This window comes from Geovibrio sp. ADMFC3 (assembly GCF_054687035.1).
Genome location: NZ_BAAFZG010000002.1, coordinates 547,698 through 567,929 on the forward strand (window position 1 = coordinate 547,698; position 20,232 = coordinate 567,929).

Below are 20,232 nucleotides of genomic sequence, written 5' to 3' on the forward strand. Positions count from 1 at the left end.
TAGTATTTTACGGTGATTGGTGAACGAGTTCAACATTCGGGAAATTATTGAAAAGGAAAGTGTGATAACTCACTTCCAGCCTATCATCAGCCTGAAGGAAAAACGGGTTGTGGGGATAGAGGCTCTCAGCAGAGGCATTAAGCCTGTCTGCGGTTCTGTTATTCCTCCTGCCGCAATGTTTGAGTCTGCAAAGCAAAATAACTGCCTTGTGGAGCTGGACAGGCTATGCCGTAAGAAAGCTCTGGAAAACTTCCGTGAATTCGCTCAAAATGAAGAGCTTATTCTCTTTATAAACCTTGACGCATCCATACTTGATATGATCGAAATAAACGGCAAGTCATGGACAAAATCCTTTGCTGATGCTGCAGGCATCGACTGCAGCATGATCGCCATAGAAATTGTTGAATCCCGTGTGGAGAAGAATGAGAACCTCGTCCACTTCGTAAATAAGCATAAAGATTACGGTTTTTTTGTAACTCTGGATGATTTCGGCGCATATCACTCTAATCTGGATCGCATAGTCAAATCAAAGCCGAATATCATCAAAATCGACCGTTCTCTTGTTGCCAATATGAATAATGATTACTACCAGCAGTCCATAGTTCGCTCAATAATTGAACTCTCACGGAAAATAGGCTCCCTCACACTGGCAGAAGGGCTTGAGACAGAAGAGGATATTATAAAATGCTACGAGCTTGGAGTAGATCTTTTTCAGGGATTTTACTTCAGCGAACCGGTAAGCGAGTTTGAAAAGATAAAAGAAAGCTGCTCTGAGGAAATTAAAAAAATATCTAAAAGCATCAAAATTCACCTCAATGGCATCATCAGCAGAAAACAACAGCAGCATAAGCATTTTGAAGCTATACTTGACAATATTGTTGACGAAATACGTTCATCAGGCGAAGCGGCCGAAATCCGTTTTCTTGAAGAAATTATTGGCAGACATCAGGAAATAGAAAAAATATGCATCCTTGACAGTGAAGGAATTCAGACCTCTCAGGCGATCAGCGGGACGTGTGTTTCTAAGAACGGCTTCCACAGGTTATACTGGCCAAGCACCGAAAATATGGATCATTCGTTAAAAGATTATTATTATTTTTTGATGCGTCTTGATATTAAAAAGTTTTATACTGATCCTTTCATGTCCATTTTATCCGGCAGATTATGCAGAACCATGTCTTCCAGATATATACGCAACGGGCATGAGGAGGTTGTCTGCATCGACTTCGTTGAGATGGAAACAGAACTTAACCTTAAAAAAAGCAGTTCGCTGTGAGCATGGTGAGTCATTTGAACTTCGATATAACAGAAATACTGGATAAGGAATCAATCATAACCGCCTTTCAGCCGATAGTCAGTCTGAAACGCAAAAAAATAGTCGGTCTTGAAGCCCTTACCAGAGGATGCAGTCCGTCAGACGACAGTATCATTCCCCCTAACCTGCTTTTTGATGCAGCAGAGCAAAACGGAAAATCAATAGAACTCGACAGGCTCTGCCGCAGAACTGCGATCAAAAACTTCAATAAAATCAAAAACCACAGAGATATGGTTCTGTTTGTAAATCTCAACACCTCAGTGCTTAATCAGGACGGTGAGTTACAGATGCTCACTAAGCAGTACGCTGATTCCGAAGGGATTGACTACAGCAACATAGCCATAGAAATTGTTGAGTCAGCGGTTGAGAACAACGGCAAACTCATAGAAGTTATAGAAAAGTACCGCGAGATCGGCTTCTTTGTGGCGCTTGATGATTTCGGCGCTCTTCATTCAAACCTTAACAGGCTGGTGATCACCAAGCCTGATATTATCAAGATCGACCGCTGTCTGGTGCATAATGTCAGCAAGAGCTACTACCAGCGTTCAATAATAAAATCGATCATAGAGCTGGCAAAGACAATCGGCTCTCTGACCCTTGCCGAAGGGCTTGAGGAAGAGGTAGACATTCTCACCTGCTACGAAATGGGTATAGATCTCTATCAGGGATTTTACTTCGCAAGACCAGGCGCATACGATGAAATAGCCGTGGAAAGCTGCCTCAATAAAGTTCTGACCTGCGCAGATAAAATAAAGAAAAATATTGAAACCTCCATCCATGAGAATAAAGAGAAGCATAAGGAAAACCAGAAGATAATCGAAGAGGTCGAAGGCAGGCTCAACAAGCTGGCGATAAAAGACTTTTTTCAGGAGTTTCAGGAAACGGCAAACGGAAATGATTCGGTTCAGTGCATTTACCTTCTTGATTCGAGCGGTACACAGATAGGTCCGACCATCTGCGGATGCGGCAAAAAAAACCTGAAACATAATCATTTTTTCAGACCCGCAGAAGAGCTGGATGACCACTCACTGAAAGATTATTATTACTACATAAGTCACTTAGGGCTTGAAAGATTCTACACGAACCCCTATATATCCCTCGCCTCCGGTCAACTTTGCAGAACAGCATCGTTCCGTACAAACGCAGGCGCAAAGGATTATATCGTCTGTATAGACTTCATAGAGCAGAAACTAGATATTCAGGATTAAAGAACAGGTCCCAGAGTACGGCACACTCCTTCAAATACACGAAGGGCAAAGGGACGTGCTTTGATCGTTTTAAGATCCATTTCCTCCGAATGGCAGAGATAATACTTCACAAGCCGTCCCACATCCTCGGCAAATGCGCCGGAATAAGCAACGATATTAAGCTCGAAGTTGATCTTAAAGCTTCTGCCGTCCATGTTCGCTGAACCCGTAATCACAAAATAATCATCTATCACTACAATCTTGGCGTGAAGCATTATGCCTTTTGTCTCATATATCTTAACGCCGTTCTCGATCAGTTCCTCGTAATAGGAGCGTCCGGCAGCGGCGGCAAGCGGCTGATTGTTCTTACCGGGGAGGATAACAGTGACATCTATCCCCTGACGGCTGATATTTTTCAGGGTTTCTATAACAGGCTGATCAGGAACAAGGTAAGGAGTAACTATGACAACAGACTTTCTCGCCCTGTTCAGTGTACTGAAAAGCGTGCTGTATATCAGCGGGCGTGGCATATGCGGACCGGAGGGAACAACCTGAAGCGTGGTATCCCCGCCCCGCTCAACCTGAGCGCTTTTTATCAGCTCTTCAATATTCTCACCTGTTGCAAAAAGCCAGTCCTCAGCGAAAACCTCTTCAACAGGGTACACTGCATCCCCTTCAAATGAAAGGTGTGCATCAAACCATTTTCTGTTGCCGAACAGACCGCCCATGTATTCACTGCCGATATTCATTCCGCCTGTGTAGCAGATGCGTCCGTCTATTACGGCTATCTTCCTGTGGTTGCGGAAGTTCATCCTTGAAACAGTTTTAAAACCCAGAGGCGGATGAAATACAGCTATATTCACCTTGCTTTTCTTCAGCCTTCTGTAAGTTCTGCTGAGAGTAAAAAGAAAAGAGCCGAAACCATCCACAAGAAGGAAAACCTTAACGCCTCTTTCGGCAGTTTCGATAAGCATATCAGCAAAAAATTTCCCTGCAAAATCATTCCTGAATACGTAATATTCCATGAGAACATACTTCTCTGCACCGCTTATATCTTCACCCAGAAGAGAATATTTCTCTCCGCCGCCGATGATGAGTTTTAAGTTGCTGCACATATGCGGAGAAACGCCTGTGATATTTTCCACAAGGGCGCCAAGACCGCTTTTATCAAACTCTTCATCATGTTTTACGTATTTCTTGAGATCAATGGAACGGTAGGACTTGAATTTCTGCTCAACCATGCGCTTAAGCCTCGGATTACCGAGAAGAATATACATCACAGCGCCCACGAAAGGGAAAAGCACCACAACCATCAGCCAAGAGAAGTTCGCCCTCGCTTCTCTCCTGCCTGAAAGGATAACAAGGACAAGAATAAGAGAAATTACCTCGCCCAGATGCTGAAAAAAGAAATTGACAAACGCTGTCATCATTTCCTGAATAAAACTCCCTGACGCAGTCCCTTTTCACGCATTACACTTTTGAGAAGATCAATAAACCCGTTTTTGGAAATTTCCCATTTCGGTGCGATAAGCGTGTCACCCGCTGCATCCCCCATAAGACGGGCGATAACGGTTTCATCCGGCAGAAGTGCTATGCACTCAGCAAGAATATTCGCATATTCACGCACGTCCATAACTTTAATTTTACCCTGTTTATAAATATTTTCAAGCTCTGTATCTTTTACGATGTGGAGGTGGTGAAACTTTACGGAATGAACACCGCAGGCAGCGGCAAAGCGGGCTGTTTCCAGCATGTCCTCCCTTGTGTCATTGGGCAGACCAAGGATTATATGAGCGCATGACTTTATGCCCCGTTCAGATGTTTTACGCACAGCATCAGCAAAATCATCCGCAGTATGCCCACGGTTTATAATGCGGAGTGTTTCAGGGTTGGAGGACTGAAGCCCATATTCCACAACAACTTCGTAGCGTTTATTTAACTCCGCCAGATAATCAAGTTTTTCATCATCTACAGTGTCTGGACGGGTGCCTATGTGAATAGAAACTATTCCATCGTCAATGAGTGCGCTTTCAAGCTTTGTTTTTATCTCACTCACAGAACCGTAAGTATTTGAGTATGACTGAAAATACACTATGTATGCGTTTATATTCTTCCGTTTAAGCGCCTCAATACGCTTCTTCACCTGCCCGGTAATCTCACCTGCTGAAGCCCCGGAGAAGGATTCGTTATTGCAGTAAATGCACCCGTTGAGCCCCTTGGTTCCGTCCCTGTTGGGGCATGTGAATCCGGCATCGACAGGCACTTTCCAAACCTTCTGCCCGAAACGCCGGCGGAGATAGGTATTTAAGTCAAGATAAAGGTGTTCAGTCATCAGTTTTCCTAAATACTAATGGTTTATAAAAAAGTCATTGGTTGATATTTCATTATATACCAATCTGTTAGTTTGAAAAGATTTATAATTTACAAAATACTGCTCAAGCTATATACTAATTATTACTAAATTAGTATTTGGAGATAAAATTGAAGCTTCCCCAAATTCCGCCGCAAATAAGTGATATAGCAGAATTAGATCATGACAGACTATTTGATATTTTTATGCTGAATGTAAAACCCGTGGATGAAAAAGGGCGTTATCTTCACTGGGATGAAATAATCCACAAAAAATCTCCAGAGGGGTTCACTAAGGATGAATATTGGCTCGCTATTAAAAATACACGTTTAAAAATATCATCACATCTTGCTTTCAAGTTGAAAAATCAAACAAATTTTTCTTTCTGTATACCTGAACCTATTCTGAAGCTTAACAGCTATATAGATAAACACGCATGCGGAACTGTTGATGCTCCAAAAGAACTTAATGAAGGAGGGCACAAGGAACGCTTTCTCGTAAGCTCAATTATTGAAGAAGCAATACGCTCAAGCCAGCTTGAAGGAGCTTCAACCACACGGGATGCTGCAAAAAAAATGATATTGTCTGATTCTAAACCAAAAGATAAAAGTCAGCAGATGATCATGAACAATTATCGTGCAATGCAATTTATAAAAGATAAAAAAGATGAAAGCTTAACCCCTGAATTAATTTTTGAGATTCACCGTATACTCACAGAAAACACTCTGGAAAACCCGCTAAAGGCAGGTACTTTCCGCACTGATGAAGATAGTGTTACAGTTGTTGATAACAGAGATGGTGCAACTCTTCATATTCCGCCAAAAGCAGGGGAACTTCCGAACAGGATTAAAGTACTTTGCGATTTTATCAATAAAGAAGATGAAGACTATTTTATATTTCCTATCATGAAATCGATTATTCTGCATTTTATGATCGGCTACGATCACCCATTTATTGATGGAAACGGGCGAACAGCAAGGGCACTTTTTTACTGGTCTGCATTAAAATACGGATATTGGATTATAGAATTTATATCCATATCCCAAATACTGAAAAAAGCTCCGTCTCAATATGCTAAATCGTATCTTTATACAGAAACAGACGGAGGTGACGTAACTTATTTTATTATTCATCAAATGGAAGTAATTAAGCAGGCAATAGAAAATATGTACGCCTATATTATCAGAAAAACAAATGAAAACTCCGCAACAGAATCAGTTTTAAGATCAGCAAAAATTAAAGCAAATTTTAATCATAGGCAGATCGATCTGTTCAGAAAAATTACACATAACCCAAACAGCAGATACACAATCGCAGAGCATAAAAATTATCATAATATAACCTATGAAACTGCCAGAACGGACCTTCTTGAACTTGAGAAGCTAGGCTTTATGAAAATGGTGAAGTTCGGCAGAACATATGTTTTTATACCTCAAGATAATCTTATGGATAAGCTCAAAAACTATTAGTATTTAAGTAAGTCTATCATAAAAAAAGACTGATATATTATTGACACAACACATCTACTAATTTCGTATTAATTAGTATTTGCCACTATTCTCTTCAATTAATTTCCTTTCTTGTATTTGTTGCTATAATATCTTACATTAATTCAAACTGTACTCGGAGCGACATAATGGCTTTAAAACCAGAACTTATAGAAGTGCTTGCATGTCCGAAATGCAAAACGGGCGTAAGAGTATCCAAAAACGGAAAATCCATTGTATGCGACACATGCAGGCTTGTGTATGAGATAAAAGACGATATTCCAGTTATGCTTATTGACGAAGCCAAACAGGTTGAAAACACGGAAGAGTATTAATCATGGAAATTCTTAATTCTGCCTCCATGTCCGAGGCGGACAGACTCACTATTCAGGAAACCGGAATCCCTTCTGCCGTATTAATGGAAAACGCCGCCAGAAGTGTTTTTGAATATATTGCCTCCCTTGATGTTCCGAAGGAGAGGATAGCTATTGCTGCGGGCTCAGGCAACAACGGCGGAGACGGCTTCGCCCTTGCCCGTCACCTTGCAAACGCAGGGGTTATTGTTGATGTTTTTGCCTGTCACCCTGAAAAACTCAAGGGCGATGCTAAGCTTAACTACGACATTCTCCTTAATTTTCCTGTAAGCATAATAGAGCTGGACGGCGAAGCCCCCCTCTTCGATTCATACGACATAACTGTCGATGCTGTTTTCGGCACAGGCTTTAAGGGTGAAGTAGCAGGATTTTACGCAGAACTGATTGAGTCAGTGAACGAGACATCAAACTACGTAATTTCAATAGATATACCAAGCGGTCTTTCAGGCAGTTCCCACAATGTTTCAGGCATATGCGTTGATGCAGACGCCACTGTGACATTCTGCCGCCCGAAGATACCGCACTGCATGTACCCTGCCAAGAAATTCTGCGGTGAAATCGCCGTAACAGATATTTCCATACCCGATTTCAATGTGGATAAGGTGTCCGAAGGTCTTTTTCTCATAACAGAAGATCTGCTGCCCCGCATCCCTCAGCGCAGTGAAGATTCCCACAAAGGAACATACGGTCATGCGGTGATTGCAGGCGGTTCAGCAGGAAAAACAGGTGCCGCTATGATGGCGTCATTATCATGCCTTTCCGCAGGTGCAGGGCTCGTAACCTGCATGCTCCCCGCCAGCCTGAATTATGCGGCTGAAACCGGAGCATTTGAGGTAATGAGCTTTCCCGTGGGCAAGGGCGACCATTTCCACGGAGAGGATTACCTTGATGCCGTCAGCTTTCTGAAAGACAAAAAAGTTCTAGCCATCGGCACAGGAATCGGCAGAAATGAGGAAACAGGCGAGTTTATCCGCAAAACACTCAAATCAACCTCACTTCCGGTAGTGATAGATGCTGACGGGCTGTATCACACTGATAAAACAATCCTTGCCGCACTTTCAGGACGTGCTGTGCTTACGCCGCATATAGGCGAATTTGCACGCATGACAGGGCTTAGTACCGAACAGGTTCAGGCGGACAGACTGAATCTTGCACGCTCATTTGCCGCAGAAAACGGTGTTGTCCTCGTGCTGAAAAGTGCTGATACCATAATCGCAACCCCCGAAGGAATAACCTTCATAAACATAAACGGCTCACCCGCCCTTGCAAAAGGCGGCAGCGGAGACTGCCTCACGGGACTGATAACAGGCTTTATCTCCCAGGGTTATGAACCCGCAGAAGCCACTGTTCTCGGCTGCTACATACTTGGCGCAGCAGGGAAAAAAGCCGCAGAGGAAATGAGTGAAAGAAGCGTTATGACCTCCCATGTCATACAGCAGATCGGAACGGTGATAAGTGAGCTTGAAGATTAACACATCATCACCGGAGGAAACAGCGGAAACGGCAAAAAGCCTCATAAGCACACTCACGGGAAAGACAGTTCTCCTCAACGGCAACCTCGGTGCGGGTAAAACAACCTTTGTTAAGGCATTTGCCAAAGCTTCAGGCTGTATGGAGGAAGGCTCAAGCCCCACTTTCACCCTGATGCAGAGATACAGAGGAGAAACAGATATACTCCACTTCGATCTCTATAGGCTCAATCACTTTGAAGAACTTGAAACAATAGGCTTTTTTGAGACTATGGAGGAAAATGCCACAAAGTTTATCGAATGGGCAGAGAAGTTCAGCCTTGAAGACGAGCTTGAAAGTTTTGTAAAAATTGATATAAAAAATCTCGGCGGCAACAAGAGAGAGCTGCACATAAAGGAATAGATATGATACCCAAATACTGCCCCTACTGCGGTGACGAAAAACTGGAAGAGCTTGAGCCTACAGAAGTCGCCATAGACAATATGATATGGACAATATATCATTACGAATGCCAGTTCTGCGGCGAGCTTTTCGACAGAATAATCCCCGAAGGCGAGCTTGAGTGGGACAATGTATCGCCTGATGACCTTGATTCGCTCATAGACGATGACGATAAACCGAAAGGATATCCCCATTAACAGACCTAACCTCTCCGAAGAGGATGTGAATAAAATACTTATCGTCAAAAACGGACTTGAGGATCTTAACCTGATCATTCAGGAAATTGAGCATACTTACCAGGTTCTGAGCGATACAGAGCTTACGGACGAGGAAATAGCACTGAACAGAAGAAGACTGAAATCGCTGGAAAAGCTGCTTGCGGACATTAACTCCAAGGTTAATACAGCGATTGAGAAAGAACTTGATAAATCAAAACTTTCATAATAGACGGAGCTGATAAGAATGCCGAAAGAAATACCTACGCGAATTGACCCGAAAGAATTTGAAGCAGACATTTATGCGGAGTGGATAAGAGACAACAGATTTCATGCAGATGAAAACTCTGAAAAACCCGCCTACTCTATAGTCATACCGCCTCCAAACGTCACAGGCTCACTTCACATGGGGCATGCTCTGAATAACACATTGCAGGATATTCTCATCCGCTATCACCGCCTTGCTGGTTTTGAAGCTCTCTGGATGCCCGGCACAGACCATGCAGGAATCGCAACGCAGAACGTTGTGGAGAAACAGCTTGCCGCAGAAGGAACAGACAGACACGCAGTCGGACGAGAAGCTTTCATAGAAAGGGTCTGGAAATGGCGTGAGGAATCAGGCGGAACAATAATAAACCAGCTCAGGCGCCTCGGCTGTTCATGTGACTGGGAGCGTGAGCGCTTCACCATGGATGAAGGCTTGAGCGATGCTGTCCGCAAGGTGTTTGTAACTCTTTACAAAGAAGGACTGATCTACCGTTCTGACTATATAGTTAACTGGTGTCCCAGATGCCACACCGCCCTGAGCGATCTTGAGGTCGAACACGAAGACACCGAAGGCGGATTTTATCAGATACTCTACCCTGTCAAAGACAGCGATATAAAACTCACAGTCGCCACAACAAGACCCGAAACAATGCTCGGCGATACTGCTGTTGCTGTTCATCCTGATGATGAGAGATATAACAGCCTCATAGGTAAAACAGTTATACTCCCCCTTATGAACCGCGAGATCCCCATAATCGGCGATGAATATGTCGATATGGAGATGGGGACAGGCTGTCTGAAGGTTACTCCGGCACATGACCCTAACGACTTTGAAATAGGCAGAAGGCATAACCTTCCCGCTGTCAAAATGATGGACGAGAGCGGAAAAGTAAACTCAAACGGCGGTCAGTTCGCAGGAATGGACAGATTCGAGGCAAGGAAAAAGGTAATCGAAGAGCTTGATAAGCTTGGTCTCTTCGTTAAAAAAGATGTCCACATGCACAGCGTGGGACACTGCCAGAGATGCACAACAGTGGTTGAACCCACAATCTCTAAGCAGTGGTTTGTAAAAATCAAACCTCTGGCTGAAAAGGCCATCGAAGGCGTGGAAACAGGCGACATCAAAATATATCCTGAATCATGGAAAAATACCTACTATGAATGGATGTACAACATCCGTGACTGGTGCATAAGCCGCCAGATATGGTGGGGACACAGAATACCCGCATGGTATTGTGACGGCTGCGGCGAAGTTATTGTCGAAACAGAAGATCCGGACACATGCCCCAAATGCGGAAGCTCAAGCTTAAGGCAGGATCCCGATGTCCTTGACACATGGTTTTCATCTGCCCTGTGGCCTTTTTCTACGATGGGCTGGCCGGAGCAAACAAAAACTCTTGAGAAATTCTACCCCACATCCTGCCTTGTGACAGGCTTCGATATTCTGTTCTTCTGGGTGGCGAGAATGATCATGGACGGATATAAGTTCATGAGAGAAAAGCCCTTTAAAGAGGTGTATCTCCACGCCCTTGTCCGTGACCAGCACGGACAGAAAATGAGTAAATCCAAAGGGAACGTAATAGATCCCCTTCTGATGATAGACAAGTTCGGAGCCGATTCCTTCCGCTTCACCCTCGCAGCATTCGCAGCGCAGGGGCGTGACATAAAAATGTCCGAAGAGCGCATCGAAGGCTACAGAAACTTTGTAAACAAAATATGGAACGCCTCAAGGTTCATTATGATGAATGTTGAGCAGAATAATCCCCTTCCCTCTGCGGATAAACTGAGCATCGAAGATAAATGGATTCTCATGAACCTGCGCAAAACTGCGGAGCAGACAGCGGAAGCGATTAAAAAATATGACTTTAACGAAGGCGCACTAAGTATATACAGCTTCTTCTGGCACAAATTCTGCGACTGGTACATCGAGTTTATCAAACCCAGAATATACAACGAGGAAACCAAGGCGGACGCCATAGCTGTTGCATCTTATGTGCTTGAGAAATCATTGATAATACTCCATCCGTTTATGCCTTTCGTAACGGAATATATCTATAAGATGCTCACAGGCAAAGAGTCTGTGATGGCTGAAACCTATCCTGAACTGGATTTTACATGGCAGAAAGAGATGGAAGAGACAGATGCGGTAATCGAACTTGTAAGCCTTATCAGAAACGTAAGGGGCGAGTACAACGTATCCATGTCCAAACAGCTTAAGGCCTGGGTTAAGACAGACAGTGAAAAAATGAAAGAGCTTTTTACCCACGCAAAAGACAGGGTAATAAACCTCGCAAGGCTTGAGAGCCTCGACTTCACTGATGCAGAACCTGCTGATTCTGTTGCCAATATTGCAGGCAGTTTCACTGTTTATGTCCCTCTTCAGGGTTTGATCGATGTTGAGGCGGAGATCAAAAAACTGGAAAAAGAACAGAAAGCAGTCGAAAAAGACCTTAATGTTTACGGTGGAAAGCTGAAAAATGAAAAATATCTGGCAAATGCTGCGCCGGAAGTTATCGAAAAGGATAAAAAGAAATTCGAGGATGCAACAGCCCTCGCCGCCAAAATTGAAGAAAACTTAAGGAGACTGAAAAGCCAATGCAAATGAACGGATACACCAAAAGGCTTATACAGCTTGCCTTAGATGAAGATATAGGTACAGGAGATCTCACAGCCGGAGCATTTGAATCCTTCAAATCTCAGGCAACCTTCAACTTCATAGCAAAGGAGGACTGCATAATCTGCGGTACAAAAGTTGCGCAGGAAGTGTATTTCATGCTTGATCATGATGTTAAGGTTGAGTTCTCCGTTAAAGACGGTGAGCGTGTGAGTGAACGGCGTATAATCGGTCAGGTCACAGGTCCGGCAAGCTCGATCCTCACAGGTGAGAGAACATCGCTTAACTTTCTCCAAAGGCTTTCAGGCGTTGCCACAAACACCGCCAGATATGTTGAGGCGCTTGGTGATTCAAATATAAAAATTCTTGATACCCGCAAAACCACCCCCGGCTGGCGCAGGATAGAGAAATACGCAGTGAAGACAGGCGGCGGCTGGAACCACAGACTCGGTCTGTTTGACGGAGTAATGCTTAAGGACAACCATGTGGACGCAGCGGGAAGCATAACAGGCGCAGTGAAAAACGTCCGCCGATTCATCCCCACCACTGTTAAGGTTGAGGTCGAAACCCGCAATCTTCAGGAAGTTCAGGAAGCTGTGGAAGCCGGAGCAGACATAATCATGCTTGATAACTTTGACATAGCGACCATTGAGGAAGCTGTGAAAATTATAGAAAAACGTGCAAAAATTGAGGTCTCCGGCGGCGTAACAATGGACTTCCTTAAAAAGCTAAGAAACATTGATGTGGATTATGTATCCATCGGAGCGCTCACTCATCAGGCTACAGGAGTTGACATAAGCCTCAAAATGAGAGGTTAATCTTGAGGAAAATCCGCTTTTTTGACGGCAAAAGCATTCTTGTTTTCGGAATAATAGCCCTTGCCTTCTACACCCTTTGGCAGAGCAGATTCAATGACGCCCTGCCGGAGGGATTCAAAGCGGAGAGACTTGAATTTCGTACCCTTGACAACCAGAGTTTTACCACAGATGAAATAGGCATGCCTGTCATGCTTGTATTCCTTAATACAAAAACCTTTTTTACCAGCAACATATATCCAAACCTCATACTGAAGGCTATGCCGGAACTCAAGCAGATTGAAAACGCAGGATATATGAAGCTGTTAGTGGTTACAGATATTGAACAAACGCCCGAATCAGTACATAAGCTGCTCGGACGAAAAAAGTATAAAATCCTTGAAAATAGCGTATATTTGAGTAATACTGAACTATTGTCAGGCTACTTCGGCGTGCGGAGCTGGCCTCATTTTTTTTTGATGGATAAAGATAACACAATACTTTATCAGGACAAAGTTCCCTCCGTGGATAAGCTTATCCGCATACTTAAAGGAGTATAAATGCAGGACTTTTTTAACTTTCAGGATATTCAGGAAGAATATGATGTTGTGATTCTGGGCGCAGGGCCGGCTGGACTTACCGCTGCGATGTATGCTGCCCGTGACAATCTTAAAACCCTTGTGCTTGAAAAGCAGTTTCCCGGCGGGCAGGTTGCCACCACAGAATTTGTGGAGAATTATCCGGGATTTCCCGAAGGCTTAATGGGTGCGGACTTAAGTGAAAAAATGTACGCCCATGCCGAAAAATTCGGCGTTGTTATACGTGCTGCAGAATGTCAGAATATTGAAGTCAAAGGTGACTACAAATACCTCACCATAAAAAACCTGCCCTTCCAGCTCAAGGCTAAGGCACTGATACTCTGTCTGGGCGCCCACTGGAAAAGGCTTGATGTACCCGGAGAAAACAAATTTTTCGGACGTGGAGTATCCTTCTGCGCCACCTGTGACGGTTCTTTCTATAAAGACAGAGAAATAGCAGTTATCGGCGGCGGCGATTCCGCAGTGGAAGAAGGACTTTACCTGACCAAATTTGCCAGCAAAGTTACAATTATTCACCGCAGGGATAAACTCCGTGCCGCAAAAATATATCAGGACAGGGCACTTAAGCATGAAAAAATGAATTTCATATGGGATACTGTTGTAACTGCTGTAAACGGTGACCAGAAAGTTAGCTCCATATCCCTGAAAAATGTCAAAACCGGTGAGGAATCCGAGCTTGAGATAGCCGGAATCTTTGTTTTTATCGGGCAGACTGCTGATACTGAGCTTGTTAAAGACTTTATCAAGCTTGATGAAAGCGGCTTTATAGTGGCTGATGAAACAACAGAAACAAATATTCCGGGGATATTCGCAGCCGGCGATGTCCGCTGGAAACCCTTGAGGCAGATAACAACAGCGGTTGCTGACGGCTCTGTAGCCGCCAAGGCAGCCGGAAAATATATCGGCGAAGTTTTTGAACAATAAATTTTTACGGAGTTTTTTCATGAAAAAGGTTCTTCTTGTTTTCATTGCGGTTTTGTTTTTGGCTAATTTATCTTACGCACAAACCAAGGTAAGCAGAATAATTATGAGTACAGGCATTGAAAACAAAGAACCAGTGGATAATCTCAGTTCTATCACCACCGGCACAGAGACAATTTACTGCTTCACCGAAATCCAGACTGATGAATACCCAACAGAAGTCACACACATCTGGATTCATGAGAAAAATATTGAAGCAGAAGTTAAGCTTTTTGTCGGCTCTCCTAAATGGAGAACATACAGCTCAAAAACCATACTCCCCGGCAAAACCGGACAGTGGAAAGTGGAAATATACGCCCAGAGCGGTCAGCTTATAGATTCTGTGGACTTCACTGTTAATGAGTAAAACCCCGCTTCTCAGTTTTGTTCCCACCCCTGTGGGCAATCTGGGCGATATAACACTGAGGGCTGTCGAAACTCTGCGGAGTGCGGATATTGTATTCGCAGAGGACACAAGGACAGCCTTAAAACTCCTCAGTCATCTCGAAATCAAAGTCAGAGTCGAGTCTTTCCATAAAGATAACGAGAAAAAAAATATCGGCAGAATCATGGAACTCCTTGAAGAAGGAAAAAAGCTCGCAGTAATCAGTGAGGCGGGCTCACCGTGCATCTCTGATCCCGGTATGTATTTGTCTGCAGCGCTGCGTGAGGCAAACGTAACTTTTGAAGCCCTGCCCGGAGCAACGGCTTTTGTTCCCGCACTCACACTTTCCGGTTTTGACACTTCCGACTTTTATTTTCACGGTTTTCTCCCACACAAAGCATCAGAGAAAAAAAGCGAAATAGAAAAGCTTAAAAAATTAAGCACTCTTATAGTGTTCTACGAATCACCTCACAGAGTTACAGAAACCATCAAACTGCTCTTGGAAAGTTTCCCGTCTCCAATATCAGTGAGCAGAGAAATAAGCAAGATTCACGAAGAAACCCTTATGATATGCAATGAGAACGACATAAACGCCCTCACATTAAAAGGTGAGTTTGTTCTTGTGGTGAACAACCGCAAAGGATCGGAACCGGAAGAGAAAGAAGATTTCAGAGAGCTGGCGGAAACACTGATAAAAGAGGGAATTTCCGCCAAAGACTGCCTGATTGTTCTTAAAGCGATGGGAATTAAAAGAAACGCTGCCTACTCAGCTATTAATGAAATTATAAACGGCTGATCCGATAAGAAAAATGTTCAGAACAACAAGCAGAACCATGAATGTTATCTGCTTTTTTCTTATGAGCTTGTTATCCAGCTTCGCTATATTTCCCTGCAATTCAGCATTTACATTTGATTTAACATAATCGGTAAAATCTTCAAAATTTTTGAAATATGAAGAAACAAAAACAAATCTCTCCGCATCGGACAAAATCAAAATAGCACGCATTTTCAGCAATATAACGCCTATCTCTTCAAGGGCGGTGAGCCTTATCTTTTTCCTGCCGAAAACAGTGTAAAGGCGTACCTCGTCCCCTTCCACTTCAAGTCTGCGGAAATAGAGCGAAATAAAATTAAACAGGGTAAAGCCCATAACAATCGCAGCTATAAGCCATTTGGCACCGTTCATCCCTGTGAAGGCATGCGACACGGAGAAAAAAACAGATGAAAGTACAAGAAGAAAAGAAAGAATCATGGCAGATGTGCCGACTCTATAAACCGTCAATTTCAAGCTCCAGCGGGAGTTTCAGCAGAAAATTGCCATTCTTTGCCTCAAGTTCTCCCATTTCGTTGTAAACCATGCGGATATTATCACTTTTAAGCGCAACCATCAACCTTATAGCTGCACCTCTGAAATCATCAGGGTATTTTCTCATGTAGCTTTCGATATGATCCAGAAGTCGTTGATCGTGATAATTCAGCAGGAAGTACAGCATCTTATAGTAATCAAAATACCTGTCCTGATACCCCAGATTTTCAAGGGCAGAAAATGAGGCTTCGGCGTTCACAAAGTCCTCAAGCCAGATAAAGTAGTACAGCGAAGCCTTATAAAGCTCAGGATATCTGAAATCCAGATTATTCAGACGTTGCAAATAGTAAAGGGCACGTCTGCTGTCGCCCATATACACCTGATAATAAAAAAGTTCCTTCAGGATCACGTTGTCGTTTATGTAGTCGTCACTGTCAACACCGGAAAGCTGCTTAAATTTTTTCACCTGCAAATATGCCCGCATGAACTTATAGAACCTGTCTGTTATCAGATCAGGATTCTGCGCAGGTTCCTTGTTTTCAAACATAGCGAGGAGATCACGGAGGCTTGCGCCTCTGAAAATTTTATCACTCCGAAGAACCTCAAGTCTGTCGAACCCCTGCCCGCTTAAATATTCGGAAAGTGAGAGAAGTGCCTTAAGAAAACCGTCTTCCGGTTTTTGCTTGCCAATATCTTCTATCACGCCTCTGTAGTCGCCCACACCCATATCAGCAAGGTATTTGGTGTAATAGATAATGTTCGGAACTTTTTCACGGTCGTCCTGAACATCCGCCGCTCTGTCACGCACAAGGTTATATTCCTGATAGGCTCCGTTATCGTCCCCTTTGTCCTTGAGAACAACAGCCTTTGCCAGATAAGCAGGGAAATTGTATCTGTTCTGCATTATTGAATTATCAAAAAACTTTTCCGCAAGATCCGGTCTGCCGACGGCAAGATTGACAAGCCCTATGTTGTACAAGGTGTAAGGGTTATTGCTAAGGAGTTCATTTGCCTGCTGAAACTCACGCATGGCATCCTGATAAGCATAGGCAAGAAACAGGGTAACACCCTTATTATTATGAGCTATACCTTCCGAGAAGCGGACAGATTTCTGAAGCTCTTCAAGAGCAAGGAGTTTGTCATTCTGTTGGAGGAGCTTATAACCGAGAGCGACAAAATTCAGCATCTCATCAGGTTCAATAAGCAGCGGATAAAGCACTGTTGAAAGAATATCCTCAAAGTTACCGTCGAACCTGTACGAAAAATTCATATCGTCAAGGACAGGATCAAGATGTACGGCAATTTCAGGGTGCCTGCTTATTCTTAAGTTCCTTGTAAGAGCGTCATTTATATGAACCTTAAGATCTGTAATCTTCTTGGTGTTCCATAGATTCACTGTTTTATACCAGAAATACTCCGGTTTGAATTCATCTATAAGATCAACAACTTTCACCGCATCATCATAGTTACGGTACTTCATCATGATATAGGCACGGTAAACATAGTAGTCATTATCCGTCTCAGGCGGAACACGGTCCAGAAGCTTCTGAGCAGGGAGCATACTTCCTTTGTAGATATTGTACATGGCATCAGCGAGTTCCACATACGGAGACCGCCCGCGGGAAGTAATAAGCCTGCGCACTTCCTCTCCCTTATTTTCATATATAAGAGAATGTTTTGCATACATATACATCAGAGCGTCATCATTTATCTCCCTGAAGCCCTTAAATATAAGTCCGCCAGCCTGTCTGTAATCGCCTTGGGCAAGCAGAATATTGTAATCTGTTAAGTAGTAAGCAGTTTCTTTAGGATATTCAGCAAGCAGCCCTGTCATAACATCATGGGCAGTGTTAAGTGAACCGCTTCTGAAAAGAGCCAGTGCGTATCTGTGCCTGTAATCTCTGTCTTTATTGAGATCCGTGAGTTTTTTAAGCACTGACGCCTCTTCGGCGTAGCTTTTAAGCATATTGTAATCTCTGGCGAGAAGTTCAAACACTTCTTCAGTTTCCCTGAATTTTTCTGCCAGAAGGAGATTGGTAATGGATGTAAGGTAATCTCCTGTTCTGTAATATGCCGTACCAAGATTGAAATAATCAGTGTAGTTTTTATATTCAAGACCTTCTATTATCTTTATACCGCTCTCAAATTCACCGATACTGAGCAGGAAATAAGCGTAATTGGACATTACAAATCGGGATTTCCCGTCTTTTTTGAGAGCTTCCTCATAAAGCACCGTAGCACGGGCTGTTTCACCCTTTCGGAGATATATATTAGCCATATTTACAAGAAGTTTGCCGGATGCTCTGTCTTTGAGGAGTTCAGCCATGTAAAGCTCTGCCTCGTCCAGCTTGCCGGTTTGAAGCAGAACAACAGCAAGGTTTATATAGCCTTCGGTAAATTTTGGATCTTCTTCAACGGATTTGCGGAAATACTCTTCACTTTTATCAATATCACCAAGAAGATAATAGCTCACACCCATATTATAGAACGCAACGGAACGGTTAACCCGGAGTCCTTCCTCGTACTTTCTTATGGCGTCCTCAAAATTACCCTGCAAAAAGAGGTTATTACCTTCCTCTATGCCCTGATCCTGTTCTGCTACGGCTACACCGGATATAGGCTGACTGTCTGTGTAGTTATCCTCAATCAGCTTTATCCGCTCCTCCTCGGAGCAGGATGCCAAAACAAAAACAAGGAAAAGAAATAATCCCGCAAGGTACGGACTGTAAAGCTTTAATACTGTTCTTGCCGCGCTTATATCAGTTTCCCGTAATTACGTATTCACACCAAATTTACACTTATGGCGCTGTCATTAGAATCGTCTGTTTTTTCTAAATATTAATACTTTTTTGCTTAAAAAAGACTTTTACAGACTGATCCGCTTTTAAATTTTATGCAACATTAATCTTGAACCATACTTTCGTGCATGTTATCTTTAAATATACATATTTCATATATCAATAATATAAGCATGAATTTATTCCAGTATAAATAATCAATTGACAGGAGAAGACAATGAAAAAACTAACAACATTGATCATTACAGGATTCATAATTTTCACATCCTCATTCGCTTTTGCGGAAGGTCTTGATGATGTGAAGAAAAAAGGCGAACTTTCTTTTTCCCTCACAGGACAGTACCCGCCTTTCAATTTTGTTAACGAAAAAAACACGGTAACAGGATTTGACGTTGAAATAGGGATGGAAGTTGCAAAAAGACTCGGAGTAAAGGGAAAAGCTGTCACAACTGCGTGGGATGGAATAATAGCCGGTCTCATTGCTTCTAAATATGACCTGATATGCGGAAGCATGGCTATCACAGAACAGAGGCTCAAATCAATCGATTTTTCTGACCCCTACTACAGAAGCGGGGCACAGATATTCACAAAAAACAGTTCAAAAATTAAGTCAGCTCTTGATCTCAGAGGCAAAAAAATTGGTGTGACACTCGGCACAACCTTTGAGCAATGGGTTCGTGAAAACATCAAGGATGCCGAAATCAAGACCTACAAAGGCGTGCCTGATATGATACTTGAAACAGCTACAGGCAGAATTGATGCCTTCATTACAGATAAAATTGTAGGCGCTATGGCTATTAAAGAGAAATTTGCCCCGCTTAAACTTGTCGGCGACCTGCTCTATGAAGAGAGGATGGGCATAGCACTCCGCAAAGGCAATCCAGAACTCAGAGAAGCCATAAACAAAGCGCTGACAGATATGAAAAATGACGGCACTTATGAAAAAATAAGCATGAAATGGCTGGGCATCGATGTCAGATAATATGATGATAGCAGAAGCAGGAGCCGCCTATGCTTGATTGGGGCACGATGGTGCATTACTTTCCCTTTCTTTTGCAGGGGGCGGTTCTTACGCTTAAGATTTCAATTTTTGCTCTGATTCTGGGGTTCATCTTCGGGATATCGGCAGCGCTTTTCAAGCTTTCAAAAAACCCTTTACTGAGAGGCGCTGCGGGTTTCTACATCTGGATTGTCCGTTCCACACCTCTTTTGGTTCAGCTTTTTCTCATTTATTTTGGTCTGCCCCAGCTCGGGATCGACCTTGGCTCTTTCTTTTCCGGTGTTTTGGGGCTTGCTCTCAACACAGGTGCATATAATGCAGAAGCAATAAGAGGCGGTATCATTTCAGTACCCAGCGGACAAATGGAGGCTTCACGCAGTCTGGGGATGTCATCCAAACTTGCCATGAGGAGGATTATTTTGCCGCAGGCTATGGGTATAGCCCTTCCCTCTCTCGGAAATAATTTTGTCATCCTAATTAAAGACACATCTCTCGTTTCGACAATCACCCTTGTGGAACTCACGCTCACGGCGCAGAGACTTATAGGCTCAACTTATAAACCGTTTGAGATGTATCTCATGGCGGCTTTCCTTTACGCTATACTGACAACAGCCACAAGCCTTATTCTTGGGCGAGTCGAAAAAAGGATGGCATACTGATATGGAGGAAC

General features: G+C 43.3%; 20 protein-coding genes. 16 read left to right on the forward strand and 4 right to left on the reverse strand.

The window, feature by feature from the left end; all coding sequences use genetic code 11:
* Positions 1 to 19 precede the first annotated feature (19 nt).
* Both ACYRYY_RS02900 and ACYRYY_RS02905 read left to right on the forward strand, forming a co-directional pair.
* Positions 20 to 1,276: an EAL domain-containing protein gene (locus tag ACYRYY_RS02900; protein ID WP_460213993.1), complete on the forward strand. Its 1,257-nt coding sequence runs from the start codon at positions 20 to 22 to the stop codon at positions 1,274 to 1,276.
* A gap of 14 nt (positions 1,277 to 1,290) precedes the next feature.
* Complete coding sequence (locus tag ACYRYY_RS02905) at positions 1,291 to 2,523, forward strand: EAL domain-containing protein (RefSeq protein ID WP_460213994.1); 1,233 nt, start codon at positions 1,291 to 1,293, stop codon at positions 2,521 to 2,523.
* Here the strand turns inward: ACYRYY_RS02905 and cls are convergent.
* Together cls and ACYRYY_RS02915 are read right to left on the reverse strand one after the other, a co-directional pair.
* The gene (gene cls, locus ACYRYY_RS02910) at positions 2,520 to 3,932 is read right to left on the reverse strand and encodes a cardiolipin synthase (RefSeq protein ID WP_460213995.1); all 1,413 of its coding nucleotides are present in this window, start codon (positions 3,930 to 3,932) and stop codon (positions 2,520 to 2,522) included. The genes ACYRYY_RS02905 and cls overlap by 4 nt on opposite strands.
* Positions 3,929 to 4,834, reverse strand: coding sequence for a TIGR01212 family radical SAM protein (locus ACYRYY_RS02915; protein WP_460213996.1), 906 nt, complete (start codon positions 4,832 to 4,834; stop codon positions 3,929 to 3,931). The genes cls and ACYRYY_RS02915 overlap by 4 nt, the downstream gene beginning before the upstream one ends.
* 149 nt (positions 4,835 to 4,983) lie before the next feature.
* On the opposite strand from ACYRYY_RS02915, the gene ACYRYY_RS02920 reads away from it, so the two are divergent.
* From ACYRYY_RS02920 to rsmI, 12 genes are all read left to right on the forward strand, one after another.
* Entirely contained in the window at positions 4,984 to 6,321 is a 1,338-nt protein-coding gene (locus ACYRYY_RS02920) for a Fic family protein (protein WP_460213997.1), read from the forward strand.
* 167 nt (positions 6,322 to 6,488) lie between these two features.
* Positions 6,489 to 6,674: a Trm112 family protein gene (locus ACYRYY_RS02925; RefSeq protein WP_460213998.1), complete on the forward strand. Its 186-nt coding sequence runs from the start codon at positions 6,489 to 6,491 to the stop codon at positions 6,672 to 6,674.
* A gap of 2 nt (positions 6,675 to 6,676) precedes the next feature.
* A complete protein-coding gene (locus tag ACYRYY_RS02930) occupies positions 6,677 to 8,185 on the forward strand; it encodes an NAD(P)H-hydrate dehydratase (protein WP_460213999.1) in 1,509 nt (502 codons plus the stop codon).
* Positions 8,169 to 8,585, forward strand: coding sequence for a tRNA (adenosine(37)-N6)-threonylcarbamoyltransferase complex ATPase subunit type 1 TsaE (tsaE, locus tag ACYRYY_RS02935; RefSeq protein ID WP_460214000.1), 417 nt, complete (start codon positions 8,169 to 8,171; stop codon positions 8,583 to 8,585). The genes ACYRYY_RS02930 and tsaE overlap by 17 nt, the downstream gene beginning before the upstream one ends.
* Before the next feature lie 2 nt (positions 8,586 to 8,587).
* Positions 8,588 to 8,821, forward strand: a complete 234-nt coding sequence (locus ACYRYY_RS02940) for a hypothetical protein (RefSeq protein ID WP_460214001.1) — start codon at positions 8,588 to 8,590, stop codon at positions 8,819 to 8,821.
* Positions 8,822 to 8,846: 25 nt separating this feature from the next.
* Complete coding sequence (locus ACYRYY_RS02945; RefSeq protein ID WP_460214002.1) at positions 8,847 to 9,068, forward strand: hypothetical protein; 222 nt, start codon at positions 8,847 to 8,849, stop codon at positions 9,066 to 9,068.
* Between the two features lie 18 nt (positions 9,069 to 9,086).
* The gene (locus ACYRYY_RS02950; RefSeq protein ID WP_460214003.1) at positions 9,087 to 11,711 is read left to right on the forward strand and encodes a valine--tRNA ligase; all 2,625 of its coding nucleotides are present in this window, start codon (positions 9,087 to 9,089) and stop codon (positions 11,709 to 11,711) included.
* Complete coding sequence (gene nadC, locus ACYRYY_RS02955; protein WP_460214004.1) at positions 11,702 to 12,538, forward strand: carboxylating nicotinate-nucleotide diphosphorylase; 837 nt, start codon at positions 11,702 to 11,704, stop codon at positions 12,536 to 12,538. Before ACYRYY_RS02950 ends, nadC begins: the two co-directional genes overlap by 10 nt.
* 2 nt (positions 12,539 to 12,540) lie before the next feature.
* A complete protein-coding gene (locus ACYRYY_RS02960; protein WP_460214005.1) occupies positions 12,541 to 13,074 on the forward strand; it encodes a TlpA family protein disulfide reductase in 534 nt (177 codons plus the stop codon).
* Positions 13,075 to 14,037, forward strand: coding sequence for a thioredoxin-disulfide reductase (gene trxB, locus ACYRYY_RS02965; protein ID WP_460214006.1), 963 nt, complete (start codon positions 13,075 to 13,077; stop codon positions 14,035 to 14,037). It abuts the gene before it with no gap.
* Between the two features lie 19 nt (positions 14,038 to 14,056).
* Positions 14,057 to 14,440, forward strand: coding sequence for a DUF2914 domain-containing protein (locus tag ACYRYY_RS02970; RefSeq protein ID WP_460214007.1), 384 nt, complete (start codon positions 14,057 to 14,059; stop codon positions 14,438 to 14,440).
* Positions 14,433 to 15,254, forward strand: a complete 822-nt coding sequence (rsmI, locus tag ACYRYY_RS02975; RefSeq protein WP_460214008.1) for a 16S rRNA (cytidine(1402)-2'-O)-methyltransferase — start codon at positions 14,433 to 14,435, stop codon at positions 15,252 to 15,254. Before ACYRYY_RS02970 ends, rsmI begins: the two co-directional genes overlap by 8 nt.
* On the opposite strand, the gene ACYRYY_RS02980 is transcribed toward rsmI, so the two are convergent.
* Positions 15,225 to 15,740 (reverse strand): hypothetical protein, encoded by a 516-nt coding sequence (locus ACYRYY_RS02980; RefSeq protein ID WP_460214009.1) that lies wholly within the window; start codon positions 15,738 to 15,740, stop codon positions 15,225 to 15,227. The genes rsmI and ACYRYY_RS02980 overlap by 30 nt on opposite strands.
* Positions 15,727 to 18,447 carry a tetratricopeptide repeat protein gene (locus tag ACYRYY_RS02985; protein WP_460214010.1) on the reverse strand — a complete coding sequence of 907 codons (2,721 nt, stop codon included), beginning with the start codon at positions 18,445 to 18,447 and terminating at the stop codon, positions 15,727 to 15,729. The genes ACYRYY_RS02980 and ACYRYY_RS02985 overlap by 14 nt, the downstream gene beginning before the upstream one ends.
* 332 nt (positions 18,448 to 18,779) lie before the next feature.
* On the opposite strand from ACYRYY_RS02985, the gene ACYRYY_RS02990 reads away from it, so the two are divergent.
* Positions 18,780 to 19,544: an ABC transporter substrate-binding protein gene (locus tag ACYRYY_RS02990; protein WP_460214011.1), complete on the forward strand. Its 765-nt coding sequence runs from the start codon at positions 18,780 to 18,782 to the stop codon at positions 19,542 to 19,544.
* A 29-nt stretch (positions 19,545 to 19,573) separates the two neighbouring features.
* A complete protein-coding gene (locus tag ACYRYY_RS02995) occupies positions 19,574 to 20,221 on the forward strand; it encodes an amino acid ABC transporter permease (RefSeq protein WP_460214012.1) in 648 nt (215 codons plus the stop codon).
* Positions 20,222 to 20,232: the final 11 nt, after the last annotated feature.

Excerpts from the sequence above, each read along its gene's own strand:
- cls (WP_460213995.1), bottom strand. The coding sequence starts at position 3,932 with ATGATGACAGCGTTTGTCAATTTCTTTTTTCAGCATCTGGGCGAGGTA.
- ACYRYY_RS02915 (WP_460213996.1), bottom strand. The coding sequence starts at position 4,834 with ATGACTGAACACCTTTATCTTGACTTAAATACCTATCTCCGCCGGCGT.
- ACYRYY_RS02925 (WP_460213998.1), top strand. The coding sequence starts at position 6,489 with ATGGCTTTAAAACCAGAACTTATAGAAGTGCTTGCATGTCCGAAATGC.
- ACYRYY_RS02930 (WP_460213999.1), top strand. The coding sequence starts at position 6,677 with ATGGAAATTCTTAATTCTGCCTCCATGTCCGAGGCGGACAGACTCACT.
- ACYRYY_RS02940 (WP_460214001.1), top strand. The coding sequence starts at position 8,588 with ATGATACCCAAATACTGCCCCTACTGCGGTGACGAAAAACTGGAAGAG.
- ACYRYY_RS02950 (WP_460214003.1), top strand. The coding sequence starts at position 9,087 with ATGCCGAAAGAAATACCTACGCGAATTGACCCGAAAGAATTTGAAGCA.
- nadC (WP_460214004.1), top strand. The coding sequence starts at position 11,702 with ATGCAAATGAACGGATACACCAAAAGGCTTATACAGCTTGCCTTAGAT.
- trxB (WP_460214006.1), top strand. The coding sequence starts at position 13,075 with ATGCAGGACTTTTTTAACTTTCAGGATATTCAGGAAGAATATGATGTT.
- ACYRYY_RS02970 (WP_460214007.1), top strand. The coding sequence starts at position 14,057 with ATGAAAAAGGTTCTTCTTGTTTTCATTGCGGTTTTGTTTTTGGCTAAT.
- rsmI (WP_460214008.1), top strand. The coding sequence starts at position 14,433 with ATGAGTAAAACCCCGCTTCTCAGTTTTGTTCCCACCCCTGTGGGCAAT.
- ACYRYY_RS02990 (WP_460214011.1), top strand. The coding sequence starts at position 18,780 with ATGAAAAAACTAACAACATTGATCATTACAGGATTCATAATTTTCACA.
- ACYRYY_RS02995 (WP_460214012.1), top strand. The coding sequence starts at position 19,574 with ATGCTTGATTGGGGCACGATGGTGCATTACTTTCCCTTTCTTTTGCAG.